The organism is Cellulomonas hominis, from assembly GCF_014201095.1.
Lineage (GTDB): Bacteria > Actinomycetota > Actinomycetes > Actinomycetales > Cellulomonadaceae > Cellulomonas > Cellulomonas hominis.
This window is the reverse complement of sequence record NZ_JACHDN010000001.1, coordinates 3205049-3220272: the sequence shown is the minus strand read 5'-3', so window position 1 is coordinate 3220272 and position 15224 is coordinate 3205049. Positions and strand designations below refer to the sequence as shown.

Here is a 15224-nt window from a genome sequence, read left to right as displayed (position 1 = left end):
CCGTGCGGCGCCCGTGCACGTTCGTGCAGGGCCGGCGGGGGCCCGTCACGCCCGGCCGGTCAGGACCCGGGCCTCGGCGACGAGCGGGAACGAGCCCGTGACGACCACGGCCGCGCCCCGGTCCACCTCGCGCTCGGCGAGGTCGGCCGCGAGGGTCACCGCGTCGTCCAGCCGCTCGCGCACGTGCACGCGGTCCTCGCCGAACACCTCGACCGCGATCTCGGCCAGGTCCTCGAGGTCCATCGCGCGCGGCGAGGACGACCGGGTGACGACGATCTCCGCGAACGACGGCTCGAGGACGGACAGGAAGCCCTCGGCGTCCTTGTCCGCCATGACGCCGACCACGCCGACGACGCGCTGGAACGCGAACGCCTCCTCCACCGCCGTCACGAGCGCCTGCGCGCCGGCCGGGTTGTGCGCGCCGTCCACCAGCACCGTCGGGCTGGACCGGACCAGCTCCAGCCGGCCCGGGGAGTCGACGTCCGCGAAGGCGGCCTCGACCACGGAGCCGTCGAGCGCGCCGCCGCCGGCCATCAGCGCCTCCACGGCGGCGAGCGCCGCGAGCGCGTTGTGCGCCTGGTGCTCGCCGTGCAGCGGGAGGAACACCTCGGTGTAGACGCCACCCGTGCCCCGCAGGTCGAGCAGCTGCCCGCCGACCGCGACCCGCCGGTCGACGACGTCGATGTCGACGCCCTCGCGGACCACCCGGGCGCCGTGCTCGGCCGCGGCGTGCAGGATCACGCCCTCGGCGTCCTCCTCCTGGCGGGACAGCACGAGGGTGGCGCCGTCCTTGACGATGCCGGCCTTCTCCCCCGCGATCTCGACCAGGGTGTGCCCGAGGTACCGCTCGTGGTCGTAGGCGACCGGGGTGATGACGGCGACCTCGCCGTCGGCGACGTTGGTGGCGTCCCAGCGGCCCCCGAGGCCCACCTCGACGACCGCGACGTCCACCGGGGCGTCCGCGAACGCGGCGAACGCCATGACCGCGAACACCTCGAAGAACGACAGCCGCGGCCGGCCCTCGGCCTGCTCGCGCGCGTCGACCATGTGCACGTACGGCGCGACGTCCTGCCAGACCTCGACGAACCGCTCGTCGCTGATCGGCTCGCCGTCGATCGCGATGCGCTCGGTCACCCGGTTCAGGTGCGGGCTGGTGAACCGGCCGGTGCGCAGGCCGTGCTCGCGCACCAGGCGCTCGACCATGCGGGCCGTCGAGGACTTGCCGTTGGTCCCCGTCAGGTGCACCACGCGGTACGCCCGCTGCGGGTCGCCGAGCAGCTCGCACACCGCCCGCACGCGCTCCAGGGTCGGGTCGATGTCGTCCTCGGGGGCGCGCTCCATGATGCCGCGCAGCACCTCGTCCAGCGGGTCGGTCACGAGGCACGAGCATACGGGCCGCCGGACCGGCCCGGCGGGCGGGGACGCCGTGGCACCCTGGGGCGGTGCACACCCCACCAGGTCAGACGGCCGTCGCCACCCCGTTCGCGCTGCGCTGGGCCGCGCTCGAGGCGCCGTTCGCCGCGGACGGCTACGCGGGCGACCCGGACGCCGGCGACCCGGACGGGCTCGTGGTCGTGGGGGCGGCCGCGCCGACCGTCGTCGTCACGGCCCCGCACGCGTGCAACCACCGGCGCGACGACCGCACCAAGCTCGCCGACCGGGGCACCGGCGGCCTCGCGCTGCTGCTGGCGGAGGTGACCGGCTGCGCGGCGGTCGTGGCCCTGGGCGCGGCCGGCGGTGACGCGAACTGGGACGCGCACCACCCGCTGAAGGACCGGCTCGCGGCGCTGCGGCCCGCGGCCGTGGTCGACCTGCACGGGATGCGGACCCGGCCCGGCTACGACCTGGACCTCGGGCTCGGCCCCGGCGTGCGGCCGGCCGGCACGGACGCCGCCGTCGAGGCGCTGCGCGCGACCGGGCTGCGGGTGACGACGGACGGGCTGTTCGACGCGATGCGGCCGACGACGGTCACCGCGTGGGCGCAGGCGCAGGGGGTGCCGGCCGTGCAGGTCGAGGTGGGGGCGCACCTGCGGCCGCCGGTCGCCGGGGAGCAGGGCCAGGAGCGTCTCGCCGGGGCGCTGCTCGCCGCGCTGGGGGCGATCGCGGCGGGGATCCGCGCGTGACGGCGACGCCGGAGACGACGGCGCTGGCGCCCCGGGTGGTGCCGGTCGCCGCGGGCTTCCCCGTCGCCGTGCTGCCGCCGGAACGCCTGGACCGGGACGCCGACCCCGTCCTGGTGACCGTGCGCCGCGGCGACCGCGCCGAGCACGCGTGGGCGTGGAGCCGGGACGACCCCGCCCTCCCGCCGTCCGCCGCCGGCCTCGGCCCGGGCGAGGTCGGGGTCTCCCGGCGGCTCGCGACGCTGCTCGGCGGCCCCGAGGACGCGCCGGTCGAGGTGACGGTGCCCCCCGTGCGCGCGCTGCGGGTGCTCTCCGTCCGGATCGACGACATGCCGGGGCCGGGCGAGGTGCAGGTCAGCCCCGGGGACCGCCCCGGCGGCCCCGCGCGGGCGCTGCTCGTGCACGAGGGGGTCGCCGCGGTGGTCACCGCCGTGCCGGCCGACCACGTCCCGGCCGGCGCCGTGCGGATGTCGTACGCCACCCGCGTGCTCCAGCACGTCGCCGCCGACACCCGGGTGCGCGTGGTGGACCTGCCCGCCCCGCTGCCGCCGTCCGGCACCCGGCGCGTACGGCCCGACCGCGCCCGGCGGGCGGTCGGCCGCGGGGTGGAGCGCACGCTCCGGGCGGTGTTCCGCGCGCCGTCGGTCGCGGTCCGGGTGACGCAGGCGCACGCCGGCGACGACGAGGCGGCGGTCGTCGCGCTGCACGGGTCGGCGTTCGAGCGGCTCGGCATCCGCCCCGGCGACCAGGTGCTCGTGGCCTGGGGCGCCCGCGAGGTGGTGGCCCTGGCGGTCACCGACCACGAGCCGCACACCACGGGCGGCCCGCTGCCCGGGGCGAAGGGCGCGCAGCGCGTCAACCTGCAGTCGGCCGCGCTGCCCGACGACTTCTCGCCGCACCTGGTCGCGCGGCTGTCCGCCCCGGCGCGCCGGGCGCTCGGCTGCCCGCCGGCCACCGTCGTGACCGTGCGGCGCCGCGTCCGGCCCGCCCTGGCGCGCAACCTCAACCAGCTCGTGGTGCCGGCCGCCGGCCTGCTGCTCGCGGGCGCCGCGCTGCCCGACCCGAACTGGCTCCTGCTCGGCGGTGGCACCGTCGTGATCTCCGCGCTCGCGCTCGCATCCGTGCGGATCCCGGACGTCGGCCGCCGGGCCGCGCCGGAGGGGGACGAGCTGCCGTGACCGGCACGCACCTGCCCGGCGACGAGGCGTACTTCGCGGAGTGGGCCGCCCGCCGCCCCGGGGACCGGCGGTCGCTCCCCCGCGCCCGGGCCGTGGCCGACCGGCTGCTCGCCGGGGCGACGCCCCCGCCGGTGCTGGCGGTCGTCGGGTCCAAGGGCAAGGGCACGGCCGCGCTGCACGCCGCGGCGACGCTGTCGGCGGCGGCGCGGCCCGGCGGCGGCGCGCCCCGGGTCGGGCTGGTGACGTCGCCCGGGCTGCGGTCGAACCTGGACCGGATCCGGCTGGACGGCGCCGCGATCGACGTCGCCGCGTACGAGGACCTCGGCGACCGGCTGCGCGCCGCGCGGGCCGCCGTGCCCGCCGAGCCGGGCGGCTACCTGTCCCCCACCGGGGCGTTCACCGTGGCGGGGGTGGCGTGGCTGACGGAGCGGGGCGCCGACGCGCTCGTGCTCGAGGAGGGCCTGGGCGGGCGCTCGGACGAGGTCAGCCTGTTCCCGCCGGCGGTCGTCGCGGTGACGCCGGTGTTCCGGGAGCACGGCGACCTGCTCGGCGGGACCGTCGAGCGCATCGCCGAGGACCTGCTCGGCGTCGTCGTCCCGGGCACCGCGGCCGTCGTCACCGTGCCGCAGGACCCGGCGGTCGCGGCGGTCGTGCACCGCGCGGCGAGTGCGGCGGGCGCGGAGGTCGTCGTCGTGGACGCCCCCGACCCGGCGCTGCCCGGCGGGCTGCCGCCGCTGGTCCGGTCCGCCGCGGGGCTCGGGGTCGCCGCGGGGCGTCGGCTGGCGGCGCGGCTCGGCGCGGAGGCGCCCTCGGACGGCCTGCGGGACCTGCTCGGCACGGTCCGGCTGCCCGGCCGGTGCAGCCGGCACGTCGCGCCGGGCGGCGCCCAGGTCGTGGTGGACGGCGGCATCACCCCCGAGGCCGTCGCCGCCGCGGCCGCCGAGTACGCCGCCTGGCGCGGGGTCCGGGACACCGCCGTGGTGTGCCTGCCGGACGACAAGCCCGTCGACGACTGCCTCGCCGCGCTGGCCGGGTTCGACCGCGTGCTGCTCGCCCGCACGGGCACGCACCTGCCGTTCGCCGCGCTCGCCCGGCACGGCGCGGTGCTGGACGCGGCGGACGCGCTGCGCGAGGCGGCCCGGGGCGGTGGCTTCCTCGCGGTCGGCACCCAGTCCTTCGTGGCGGACGCGCTCACGTGGCTCGACGTGGACACCGCGCCGGGCTACGGCCCGCGCCCCTGACCCACCCGGCGCACCCGGCGCCGGGAGTGCACGCGCACGCCCGGGGTACCCAGTGGAGGGTTCCGCCACGACACGCCGGGCGTGTCGGGCAGAACCCTCCACTCGAGAGGCGGAGGGCGCCGGCCGTCAGACCCGGGCGACCTCGACCGTCAGGTCGGCGGCCTGCTCGACCACGACCTCCGTCGCCAGGGTCTCCCGGGCGATGAAGTCCCGGTGCGCCGCGACCGCCGCCTCGTGCTCCGCAGGGACGCCGAGCGTGAGCCGGATCCGGTCGGTGACGACGAGGTCGGCCGCCTTGCGGGCGTCCTGCACGGCGCGGACCACGTCGCGGGCGTAGCCCTCGGCGCGCAGCGCGTCGTCGAGCGCCAGGTCGAGCACCACGAACCCGCCCGAGGGCAGGACCCCCGCGGCCAGGGTCGGCGCCTCGCCCTCGGCGGACGTGACGTCGATCGTCGTCGTGAGCTCGTACTCGCCGTCCAGCACCGGGACGTCGCCCTCGTCCGTGCGCACCACGACCCGGCCCTCGTCGTCGGCCGACCAGTCCCCGGCCTTGGCGGCGCGGATGACGGACTGCACGCCCCGGCCCAGGCGGGGTCCGGCCGCGCGGGCGTTCACCGCGAGGGTGCTCCGGACCGCGACGCCCCCGGCCGCGGCCTCCTCGACCGTGGACAGCGCGACGTGCTTGACGTTGAGCTCGGCGGCCAGCAGGTCGGCGAACGGGGCCAGCGCCTCGGGCGACGCGGTGGCGACCCGGAGCTCGTTCAGCGGCTGCCGGACGCGCAGGCCGTTGGCCTTGCGCAGCGCGAGCGCCGCCGAGACGGCCTCCCGCACGCCGTCGACCGCGGCGACCAGGTCGTCGTCGGCCGCGAGCGCGAGGTCGTCCGCTCCGCCGTCGCCCAGCACGGGCCAGTCGGTGAGGTGCACCGAGCGCCCGCCGGTCAGGCCGCGCCACACCTCCTCGCTCAGCAGCGGGGCCAGCGGCGCCATGACGCGGGTCAGCGTCTCCAGCGCGGTCCACAGCGTGTCGAACGCCGCCTGGTCCTCCGCCCAGAACCGGTCGCGCTGCGTGCGGACGTACCAGTTGGTCAGCAGGTCCAGGTGCACCCGCACGGTCTCGCACGCCCCGGGGACGTCGTACGCGTCGAGCTGCGCGGTCACCGTCTCGACGAGCCGGCGGGTCCGGGCCAGGACGTAGCGGTCCATCGTCGTGACGGGGGTGTCGGGCGTGACCCGCCGCGCGGTGATCCCGGCGCCGCCGTCCGCCGCGTTGGCGTACAGCGCGAAGAAGTACCAGGTGCTCCACAGCGGGAGCAGGACCTGGCGGACCTCCGAGCGGATGCCCTCCTCGGTGACGACCAGGTTCCCGCCGCGGAGGATCGGCGACGCCATGAGGAACCAGCGCATCGCGTCGGAGCCGTCGCGGTCGAACACCTCGTTGACGTCCGGGTAGTTCCGCAGCGACTTGCTCATCTTCCGGCCGTCGGAGCCCAGCACGATGCCGTGGGAGACCGACGTCCGGAAGGCGGGCCGGTCGAACAGCGCGGTGGCCAGCACGTGCAGCAGGTAGAACCAGCCGCGCGTCTGCCCGATGTACTCCGTGATGAAGTCGCCCGGGTAGTGGCGGGCGAACCAGTCCGCGTTCTCGAACGGGTAGTGCACCTGCGCGTACGGCATCGACCCGGAGTCGAACCACACGTCCAGCACGTCCGGGATGCGGCGCATCGTGGACGTGCCCGTCGGGTCGTCCGGGTTCGGGCGGGTCAGGTCGTCGATGAACGGCCGGTGCAGGTCCGGCTCGCCGGCATCGTTCAGGGGCAGCCGGCCGAAGTCGGCCTCCAGCTCGGCGAACGAGCCGTACACGTCGACGCGCGGGTACGCCGGGTCGTCGCTCACCCACACCGGGATCGGCGTCCCCCAGTACCGGTTGCGGGACACGGACCAGTCGCGGGCGTTCGCGAGCCAGTTGCCGAACTGCCCGTCCTTGATGTGCTCCGGCACCCAGGAGATGTCCTGGTTGAGCTCCACCATCCGGTCGCGGAACGCCGTGACCTTGACGAACCAGGACGACACCGCCTTGTAGATCAGCGGCTTCCGGCAGCGCCAGCAGTGCGGGTAGGAGTGCACGTACGACGCCTGGCGCAGCAGCCGGCCGTCGGCCCGCAGCCGCTGCGTGATCGGCTTGTTCGCGTCGAACACCTGCAGGCCCTGGAAGTCCGGGACCAGGGAGGTGAACCGGCCGCCCTCGTCGACGCTGAGCACGGTCGGGATGCCCGCCGCCTCGCAGGTCTCCTGGTCGACCTCGCCGTACGCCGGAGCCTGGTGCACGACGCCGGTGCCGTCCTCGGTCGTGACGTAGTCGGCGAGCAGCACCTGGTAGCCGTGCTCGGCCATGCCGGGCTGGTCGGCGAGGTAGCCGAACAGCGGCGCGTACCGCACGCCGAGCAGCTCGGCGCCGCGCAGCTCGCGGGCCACGGCGGCCAGGGCGTCGTCGGCGGACGCGTAGCCGAGGTCCTTGGCGTACCGGCCGACGAGGTCCCGCGCGAGCAGCAGCTGCCCGGCCGACGCGGTGGTGCCCTCCGGGCCCGCGGGCACGACGGCGTACGTGATGTCGGGGCCGACCGCGAGCGCCGAGTTGCTCGGCAGCGTCCACGGGGTCGTCGTCCAGGCGAGCGCGGCGACGCCGGCGAGGCCGAGCTCCTCGGCCCGGTCCCCGACGAGCGGGAACGTCACCGTCACGGTCTGGTCCTGGACGTCCTTGTAGACGTCGTCGTCCATCCGCAGCTCGTGGTTCGACAGCGGCGTCTGGTCGTTCCAGCAGTAGGGCAGCACGCGGTAGCCCTCGTACGCCCAGCCCTTGTCGTAGAGCTGCTTGAACGCCCAGATCACCGACTCCATGTACGTGGGGTCGAGGGTCTTGTAGTCGTGGTCGAAGTCGACCCAGCGCGCCTGGCGGGTGACGTACACGCGCCACTCGTCGGTGTACCGCAGCACCGAGGTCCGGCAGGCGTCGTTGAACGCCTGGATGCCCATCTCCTCGATCTGGGACTTGTCGGTGATGCCGAGGATCCGCTCCGCCTCGAGCTCCGCCGGCAGGCCGTGCGTGTCCCAGCCGAACCGGCGCTCCACGCGGCGCCCGCGCTGCGTCTGGTACCGGCCGACGATGTCCTTGGCGTACCCGGTCAGCAGGTGGCCGTAGTGCGGCAGGCCGTTGGCGAACGGCGGGCCGTCGTAGAACACGAACTCGTTCGCGCCGTCCTCGCCGGCCTCGCGGGCGTCGATCGACGCCTGGAAGGTGCCGTCCGTCTCCCAGTACGCGAGGACGTCCTTCTCCAGCGCCGGGAGGTCCGGGGACGCGGGCAGCCCGAAGGAGGCGCCGGGGGCGACCGGGGCGGCGCGGCGGCCGGTGGGGGTGCGGTGCAGCGGGTAGGCCATGGCGGATGGCGCTCCTGTGGTCGGCGTCCCGGCGGGCGGGGCGCGGTGCGGTGCGGTCCACGGGGACGACGCCCCGGGCCGAGACCCGGGGGCACCGCGGTACCACCCCGCTTGCCGTCCGCCGGCTCCCGGTGACCCGGGGTCCGGCGCGCGACCACTCTCGCTGCGGCTGTGACGGGCCTGCCCCGTCCGGTTCTACTGGGGGCCCCGCCGCAGCGGCGCCCTGTTCTTCCGGAGGCTCCCCGGTGATGGCCGGATCGGTGCCTGTGCGCACGAGTGTAACGACGACGCCGCCCGGCCCGCACCGCGATACCGCGGCCGGGGCGCCCGGCCGAACTGCCCGGCCACCCGGGCGCCGCGCCCTTCCGCCCGGGACGCCCGCCCGCCGAGCGTCGTGGTCAGCGGGAGGCGCACCGCCTCCCCTCGACCGAGGAGCACGACATGACCACGCACGACACCACCACCGCAGGGCGCTCGGCCGCCGTCGGTGCCGCAGCAGGGGGCGGCACCGGCGAGGCCCGCGTCCGGCCGCAGCCGCGGGGCTGGGCGTTCGCCGGGATCGGCGCGGGGCTCGCCGGCCTCGTCTCGATCCAGGCGTCCATGGCGCTCGGCGTGAACTGGGAGGAGACCGCCGGCGACGCCGAGGCGATCGTCGCGGACCTCTCGGGCCGGATCGCCACGCAGCTGCTGTTCCACACCGCGACGCTGATCGCCACGGTGCTCGTGGTGGTCTTCGCGGCCGGGCTGTCCCGGCGGCTCGCGCAGCAGGCACCCGCGGGGAGCCTGCTGCCGTCCGTGGCGTCCGGCGGGCTGCTGCTCGTGGCCGTCGCCGGGCTGCTCGGCTCCGGCCTGGACACGCAGTTCCTGTTCGGCCTGGGCGACACCGACCTGATCGTGCCGGAGTCCGGGGCGTTCTACGCCGACTGGGTCGCGACGATCCCGTGGCTGTGGGTGGGCGCGGGCCTGGCGGGGGTGGCGGTCGCCGTCGCGGCGCTGCGGCACGGCGCCGCCCCGCGGTGGATCGGCTGGGTGAGCGCGGTGCTCGGCGGCCTGACCCTGCTGCTCGGCATGTCGCCGCTGCAGTACATGGCGGGCTTCACCGGGCCGCTCTGGCTGCTGGTCGTCGCGATCGGGTTCGCCGCCGGCGACCGGAAGTGACGATCACCCGCACCGACCTGTCCGATCCCTCCCGCTCTGTGGTGGTTTGCCCCTACGGTGACGCCATGGTGCGGGAGGGGTCGGCGGCGCGCGCGGGCGGCGGCCTGCCCCGGGTCGCCGTCACCATCGCGCTGGTGGCCTGGCTGCTCGCCGGGACCGCGACCGTGCTGCACGTCGCGGCCGGGGGCGGCATGACCGCCGGGGACCTGCTCTTCACCGCCGTGGACGTCACGGTCGCGGCGGTCTACGGCACCGTCGGGGCGGTCATCCTGTCCCGGCGGCGGCACCCCGTCGGCTGGCTGGTGGCGTTCACCGGCCTGGCCGGCGGGGTCTCCGCCGTCGGCGGCGCCTGGGGCACGTTCGCCGCCGGGCGGCCCGGCGTGCCGCCGCTCGACTGGCTGGTGGGGACGTTCAGCTGGATCTGGGTGCCCGGCACCGTGGCCCTGTTCACCGTGGTGCCGTGGCTCGCCCGGGACCGGCGGCTGGGCCCGTGGGCCTGGGCCGGGGTCGCACTGGGGACCGGGTCGGCGCTGCTGCTGACCGGGACCCGGCTGCTGACGCCGTGGTCCGACGCCGCACTGGCCATCGGCCTGGTCGTCGTCGCCGGCCTGGTGACCGCCGCCGCGACCTGGTGGCGGTTCCGCCGCGGGCCCGAGGCCGAGCGGCGCGGCCTCGGGGTGCTGGCCGTGGCGACCGGGATCATGGCGGTGTCCTTCGTGCCGCTGCTGCTCGCGGACCCCGGGCCGGCGGCGTTCCTCGCGATCCCGGTGAGCCACCTGGTCTGCCAGGCGCTGTTCCCGGCCGCCCTGCTGGTGACCGTGCTGCGCAACCGGCTGTGGGGTCTGGACCTCGCCGTCAGCCGCGCCACCGTCGCCGCGCTGCTCGCGCTCGTGCTGGCCGGTGTGTACGCCCTGGTCACCGCGGGCGTGTCCGCGCTGGCGGGCACCAGCACGCCGGGTGCCCAGGTCGCCGCCGCCGTCGGGGTGGTGCTGCTGCTGCAGCCCGTGCGCGGGTGGCTCCAGACGCGCGTGCGGCACCTCGTGTACGGCGAGGCCACCGACCCGGGGCGCGCCGCGCTGCGGCTCGGGCGCAGCCTGGCCGGGACGGGCGGGGCGGCCGACCTGCTCGACGGGCTCGTCGGCAGCGTCGGCGAGTCGCTGCGGCTGGAGTCCGTCCGGCTCGCGACCACCGACGCCGACCCGCTCGCCGCGGCCTGGGGCACACCCACCTCCGCGCCGGTGCACGTGCCGGTCGTCCGCGGCGGGGTGGTGGTCGGCGACCTCGCCGTCACCGCGCCGCCCGGCGAGCGGCTGGACGCCCGCAGCCACGCCGCGCTCGACCAGCTCCAGCCCGTCGTCGCGGCCGGCCTGGCGCTCGCCGCCGGGCGCGGGACCTGGAGCGCGCCCGGGACGCCGCGACGTCCGCCCGCCTGCGGGAGCGCCGCGCGATCCGGCGGGAGCTGCACGACGGGCTCGGGCCCTGGCTGTCCGGCGTCCGCCTCGGCCTGCAGGGCGCGGTGAACCTGCTGGACAGCGGCCGGCCCGCCGACGTGGCCGCCGCCCGCGAGACCCTGGGGGCGCTGCACGACGAGGCGGAGCGCCGGGTCGAGGACGTCCGCGACCTCGCGCGCAGCCTGCTGCCGCCGGTGCTCGACGAGCACGGGCTGGGTCCCGCGCTCGCGGACCTCGCGGACCGGCTGGGCCGCGACGGGTTCGCCGTCGCGGTGGCCGGCGACGACCCCGGCGACCTGGACCCCGTCGTGGCCGCGGCGGCCTACGCGGTGCTGAGCGAGGCGGCGCGCAACGCGCAGCGGCACTCCGGCGCGGCCGGCTGCCGGCTCACGGTGCTGCGCCACACGGAGTCGATCGAGGTGCGGTGCGAGGACGACGGGCGCGGACCGGGCGGGACGGTCGGGGTCGGCACCCGGTCCATGCGCGAGCGCACCGAGGAGCTCGGCGGCTGGGTCGCGGTCGCCGACGCGGCGCCCGGGACGCGGGTGCGGGCGGTGCTGCCGCTGGTGCCCGGCTCCCCCGTCGCCGACGCGGCCGGGGCGGCGGTGACGACGTGACGGTGCGGGTGGCGCTGGTCGACGACCACCCCGTCTTCCGGATCGGCATGGCGGCGCTGCTCGGGTCCCTGCCCGGCGTCGAGGTGGTCGGGTCGGCGGCGAGCGCGGCGGAGGCCCGCGCGCTCCTGACCGGGCCGGGCGGCGCCGACCGGCCGGACGCCGACGTGGTGGTCATGGACCTCGACCTCGGCGACGGCTCCGGCGTGGACGTGACCCGCGACCTGGTCGAGGCGCGGCCCGGCGTCGCGGTGCTCGTGATGAGCATGCGCGAGGACGACGACGCCGTGGTGGCCGCGGTGCGGGCCGGGGCGCGCGGGTACCTGGTGAAGTCCGCGCCGCCGGAGCAGGTCGAGCGGGCCGTACGCGCGGTCGCGGCGGGCGAGATGATCCTCGGCCCCAGCGTCGCGGCGCGGGCCATGTCCTACGTGCTCGGCGGCCGGACCGCGGTGCGGGTGCCGTTCCCGCGGCTGACCGACCGGGAGCGCGAGGTGCTGGACCTGGTGGCCGGCGGGCACGACAACGTCGTCATCGCGCGCCGGCTCGGGCTGTCCGCGAAGACGGTGCGGAACCACGTCGCGAACGTGCTCACCAAGCTCGAGGTGCCCGACCGGTCCGCGGCGATCGTGCGCGCCCGGGCCGAGGGCCTCGGCGGGGCGTGACTCAGACCGGCGGCAGCGCCGACCAGGGGAACGTGATCCACCGGTCGGTCCGGCGCCACACGAAGTCCGGCGCGACGATCGAGTGCGACTTGGCGTACAGCACCGCGGTGCGCGCCTCCTCGCAGTGCCCCGCGACCAGCCGCTGCACGAGGGCCAGGGTCTCGCCGGTGTCCGCGACGTCGTCGACGACCAGCGCGCGCCGGCCGACCAGCGCGGCGGTGTCCAGCAGCGGCGGCAGCACCACGGGGTCGGGCAGCCGCGCGTCGATGCCGGTGTAGAACTCGACGTTCAGCGTGCCGCACGCCTTGAGCCCCAGCGCGTAGGACAGCGCGCCGGCGGGCAGCAGCCCGCCCCGGGCCACCGCGACGACCACGTCCGGCTCGAAGCCCGAGTCCCGCACCTCGCGCGCCAGGTCCCGCGCGGCCTCCCCGAACTGGTCCCAGCCCAGGATCTCGCGCTCGTCGGGCAGGTCCTGGCCGGGGGCGGCCTCCGCAGTCGTCATGGGCAGCAGGGTAGACGCCCCGGGCCGGCGCGCCGTCACGCCCCCGGTCGCGACGCCGCCGCGTGCTCGACGATGCGGCGGACGTCGTGCAGGTGGTGCAGCGCGTCGTGCGCGTTGTTCCGCGCCACGTCCTGCGCGCGCTGCGGGCCGCGGGTCGCGTGGTCCAGGACGACGCCCTCCGCGAGCGCCGCGCCCACCGCGTCCGCCCAGCCCGGCACCGCGCGGCGCAGGGCCAGCAGGGACGCCCCGACGGTGGCGTGCCGGTAGTCGCGCACCCGGGCGAGCTCGTCCGGGTCGTAGCCCTGCGTGGCGGTGCGGCCGTCCACCCGGGCGGCGTCCAGCCGGTACGCCCAGATCTCCAGGTTGTCGGCGACGTGCCGCAGGTACCCCGCGGTGGACCAGCCGAGGTCGGGGTGCCACAGCGGCTCGGGGGCGGTCACCAGGACGGCCGCGAACCGCCCGGGGACGTCCTCCACGGCGTGCACGGCCTCCTGCGGCGTGCGGTCCCAGACGTAGCCGCACTCCCGGCACGGCTCCCCGTACAGCGCGGCGCCCCACTGCTCCATCCGGGCACCGTACCGCCGGGCGGCGCGGACCCGGGCGGGAGCTCGTCAGGCGCTCTCGCGCAGCGCCCGCCGGCGGTTCTCGTGGTCGAACAGCTCCGCCGCCAGCGCGCGGTACCCGTCCGGGTCGGCCTGCGCGTCCATCCGCTGCAGCCGGCCCCGCAGGTCGGCGATGTGGCGGGTGATCTCCATCTCGACCAGCGCCATCACCAGGCCGCGCGCGTAGCCGGGCAGCCGGTCGGCGCGGTCCTCGGGCAGGGGCGCGACCGCGAGCTGCGTGATGAGCCCCTCGACCGGGCCGGCGGCCTCCTCGCGGACGGCCTCGACCCAGCCGACCGTGGCGCCCGGTCCCGACGCCGCGACCCGCTGCCGGGCGGCCGCCGCTCCCCCGGCCGCGCGGATGGCGGCGTGCACGGCGCGGTACGCCGGGGCGGTGAACGCGTCGGGCGCGAGGTCGTCGAACTCCGGCGGCACCAGGTCGGGCATCTGCAGCACGGCCTCGAGCGCCCGGCGCTCGGTGGCGGCGACGGGGTCGCGGGGGTCGGGCAGCGACATCCGCGGCGCGGGCAGCGCGACGGCGCCCTCGCCGGGGTCGTGGTGGTCGAGGTCGTGCGGGGGCTCCTGCGACGGGTCGTGGGGCGGCTCGCTCGGCGGGGGGTCCCAGCGGCGGTCGTCGCGCCGGCCGGGTCCGCCGCCGCGCTCCCAGCGGCCGCCGCCCGACCCGCCCGGGCCGCCGCCGCCCGGCCCGCGCCCGCCGCCGTACGCACCGCCGCGCCCGCCGCCGTAGGCACCGCCCCGGCCGCCCCGGCCGCCGTCCCGGCGCCAGTCCTGCTCCGGGCCCGGCGGCACGAACGCGGACCGGCCCTGCCGCGCGCCGTCCTGCCCGTGCGCCGCCGACCCCGCGCCGCGGCCGGCGCCGCCCCCGGCCGCGCGCCCGCCCGAGCGCGCCGCCGACTGCACCGCGCGCTGCACGCCGTCCATGTCCATGCCCAGCCAGCCGGCCAGCATCCGGGTGTACTCCGGCCGCAGCGCGGTGTCCCGGATGCCGCCGATGACCGGCGCCGCCGCGCGCAGCGCCCCGACCCGCCCCTCGGCCGTCCCGAGGTCGAAGCCGTCGAGCGTCGTCCGGATGACGAACTCGAACAGCGGCGCGCGGGACCGCACCAGCGCGCGCACGGCGTCCGGGCCCTGGGCCTGGCGCAGGTCGCACGGGTCCATGCCGCCGTCGGCCACCGCGACGAACGTCTGCGCGCTGAACGCCTGGTCCTCGCCGAACGCGCGCATCGCGGCCTTCTGGCCCGCGGAGTCGCCGTCGAACGTGAAGACGACCTCGCCGCCGACCGACTCCCCCGACGCGAGCTGGATGCCGCTGCCCGCGCCGCCGGCGCCCATCAGCCGCCGCACGATCCGCGCGTGGTCCGAGCCGAACGCGGTGCCGCAGGTCGCCACCGCGGTGCCCACGCCGGACAGGTGCATCGCCATGACGTCGGTGTAGCCCTCGACGACCACGACCTGCTTGTTCTTCGCGATCTCGCGCTTCGCCAGGTCGATGCCGTAGAGCACCTGGGACTTCTTGTAGAGCGGGGTCTCCGGGGTGTTGAGGTACTTGGGCCCCTGGTCCTCCTCGTACAGCCGGCGGGCGCCGAACCCGACGACGTCGCCGGTGACCTCCCGGATCGGCCACACCAGCCGGCCGCGGAACCGGTCGTACAGCCCGCGGTTGCCCTGGCTCATCAGGCCCGAGGCGGTGAGCTCCGCCTCGGTGAACGACCGGCCGCGCAGGTGCCGCAGGAGCGAGTCCCACCCCTGCGGGGCGTAGCCGACGCCGAACTGCTCGGCCGCCGAGCGGTCGAAGCCGCGCTCCGCCAGGAACGCCCGCGCCGCCGCCGCGCCCGGGGTCAGGAGCTGCTCCGCGAAGTACTCCGCCGCGACCCGGTGCGCCTCCAGCAGCCGCTGCCGCTTGCCGGGCTCGTGGCCGGGGCGCGGGGCGCCGCCCTCCTCGTACCGGAGCGTGACGCCCGCGCGGCCGGCCAGGTACTCGACGGCCTCGGTGAACGGCAGGCCGTCGATCTTCTGGATGAAGTCGATGACGTCGCCGCCCTCGCCGCAGCCGAAGCAGTGGTACAGCCCCACCTGCGGGCGGACGTGGAACGACGGGGACTTCTCGTCGTGGAACGGGCACAGGCCCTTCATGGAGCCGACGCCCGCGGACTTCAGGCTGACGTGCTCGCCGACGACGTCCTCGATCCGGGCACGCTCGCGGACCGTCTGCACGTCCTCCCGCCGGATCCGTCCCGCCACGG

Annotated in this window: 12 protein-coding genes; 7 read left to right on the top strand and 5 right to left on the bottom strand. The window is 77.2% G+C overall.

All coding sequences use genetic code 11. From position 1 onward, the window contains the following. Window positions 1-45: 45 nt before the first annotated feature. Window positions 46-1341, bottom strand: coding sequence for a bifunctional folylpolyglutamate synthase/dihydrofolate synthase (locus HNR08_RS15060; RefSeq protein WP_146835142.1), 1296 nt, complete (start codon window positions 1339-1341; stop codon window positions 46-48). Between the two features lie 101 nt (window positions 1342-1442). On the opposite strand from HNR08_RS15060, the gene HNR08_RS15055 reads away from it, so the two are divergent. Genes HNR08_RS15055 through HNR08_RS15045 form a run of 3 tightly spaced genes read left to right on the top strand, consistent with a single transcriptional unit; the run spans window position 1443 to window position 4539 of the window. Beyond that, window positions 1443-2123: an N-formylglutamate amidohydrolase gene (locus HNR08_RS15055; RefSeq protein WP_146835049.1), complete on the top strand. Its 681-nt coding sequence runs from the start codon at window positions 1443-1445 to the stop codon at window positions 2121-2123. Beyond that, entirely contained in the window at window positions 2120-3298 is a 1179-nt protein-coding gene (locus tag HNR08_RS15050) for a hypothetical protein (RefSeq protein ID WP_146835052.1), read from the top strand. Before HNR08_RS15055 ends, HNR08_RS15050 begins: the two co-directional genes overlap by 4 nt. Beyond that, window positions 3295-4539 carry a folylpolyglutamate synthase/dihydrofolate synthase family protein gene (locus HNR08_RS15045; RefSeq protein WP_146835055.1) on the top strand — a complete coding sequence of 415 codons (1245 nt, stop codon included), beginning with the start codon at window positions 3295-3297 and terminating at the stop codon, window positions 4537-4539. The genes HNR08_RS15050 and HNR08_RS15045 overlap by 4 nt, the downstream gene beginning before the upstream one ends. Window positions 4540-4665: 126 nt before the next feature. Here the strand turns inward: HNR08_RS15045 and ileS are convergent, their stop codons facing one another. Further along, window positions 4666-7971 carry an isoleucine--tRNA ligase gene (gene ileS, locus HNR08_RS15040; RefSeq protein ID WP_146835058.1) on the bottom strand — a complete coding sequence of 1102 codons (3306 nt, stop codon included), beginning with the start codon at window positions 7969-7971 and terminating at the stop codon, window positions 4666-4668. 441 nt (window positions 7972-8412) lie between these two features. Here ileS and HNR08_RS15035 point away from each other — a divergent pair, with 441 nt between their 5' ends. From HNR08_RS15035 to HNR08_RS15025, 4 genes are all read left to right on the top strand, one after another. Beyond that, entirely contained in the window at window positions 8413-9129 is a 717-nt protein-coding gene (locus tag HNR08_RS15035; RefSeq protein ID WP_146835061.1) for a hypothetical protein, read from the top strand. A gap of 65 nt (window positions 9130-9194) precedes the next feature. Next, a complete protein-coding gene (locus tag HNR08_RS21925; RefSeq protein ID WP_246802966.1) occupies window positions 9195-10649 on the top strand; it encodes a hypothetical protein in 1455 nt (484 codons plus the stop codon). Continuing rightward, complete coding sequence (locus HNR08_RS21920; RefSeq protein ID WP_338075836.1) at window positions 10559-11197, top strand: sensor histidine kinase; 639 nt, start codon at window positions 10559-10561, stop codon at window positions 11195-11197. The genes HNR08_RS21925 and HNR08_RS21920 overlap by 91 nt, the downstream gene beginning before the upstream one ends. Next, on the top strand, window positions 11194-11856 hold the full coding sequence (locus HNR08_RS15025) for a response regulator transcription factor (RefSeq protein ID WP_146835067.1): 663 nt from the start codon (window positions 11194-11196) through the stop codon (window positions 11854-11856). The genes HNR08_RS21920 and HNR08_RS15025 overlap by 4 nt, the downstream gene beginning before the upstream one ends. 1 nt (window position 11857) lies before the next feature. On the opposite strand, the gene HNR08_RS15020 is transcribed toward HNR08_RS15025, so the two are convergent. The 3 genes from HNR08_RS15020 to dnaG are packed head-to-tail and all read right to left on the bottom strand — an operon-like array spanning window position 11858 to window position 15222. Then, on the bottom strand, window positions 11858-12358 hold the full coding sequence (locus HNR08_RS15020) for a phosphoribosyltransferase (protein ID WP_146835070.1): 501 nt from the start codon (window positions 12356-12358) through the stop codon (window positions 11858-11860). Between the two features lie 35 nt (window positions 12359-12393). Beyond that, the gene (locus HNR08_RS15015) at window positions 12394-12924 is read right to left on the bottom strand and encodes a DinB family protein (protein WP_146835073.1); all 531 of its coding nucleotides are present in this window, start codon (window positions 12922-12924) and stop codon (window positions 12394-12396) included. 45 nt (window positions 12925-12969) lie between these two features. Continuing rightward, window positions 12970-15222, bottom strand: coding sequence for a DNA primase (dnaG, locus tag HNR08_RS21915; RefSeq protein WP_246802967.1), 2253 nt, complete (start codon window positions 15220-15222; stop codon window positions 12970-12972). Window positions 15223-15224: the final 2 nt, after the last annotated feature.

What these genes read in the sequence shown, in the direction of transcription:
- ileS (WP_146835058.1), bottom strand. Translation starts at nt 7,971, where the DNA reads ATGGCCTACCCGCTGCACCGCACCCCCACCGGCCGCCGCGCCGCCCCG.
- HNR08_RS15015 (WP_146835073.1), bottom strand. Translation starts at nt 12,924, where the DNA reads ATGGAGCAGTGGGGCGCCGCGCTGTACGGGGAGCCGTGCCGGGAGTGC.
- HNR08_RS15020 (WP_146835070.1), bottom strand. Translation starts at nt 12,358, where the DNA reads ATGACGACTGCGGAGGCCGCCCCCGGCCAGGACCTGCCCGACGAGCGC.
- HNR08_RS21925 (WP_246802966.1), top strand. Translation starts at nt 9,195, where the DNA reads ATGGTGCGGGAGGGGTCGGCGGCGCGCGCGGGCGGCGGCCTGCCCCGG.
- HNR08_RS15035 (WP_146835061.1), top strand. Translation starts at nt 8,413, where the DNA reads ATGACCACGCACGACACCACCACCGCAGGGCGCTCGGCCGCCGTCGGT.
- HNR08_RS15060 (WP_146835142.1), bottom strand. Translation starts at nt 1,341, where the DNA reads ATGGAGCGCGCCCCCGAGGACGACATCGACCCGACCCTGGAGCGCGTG.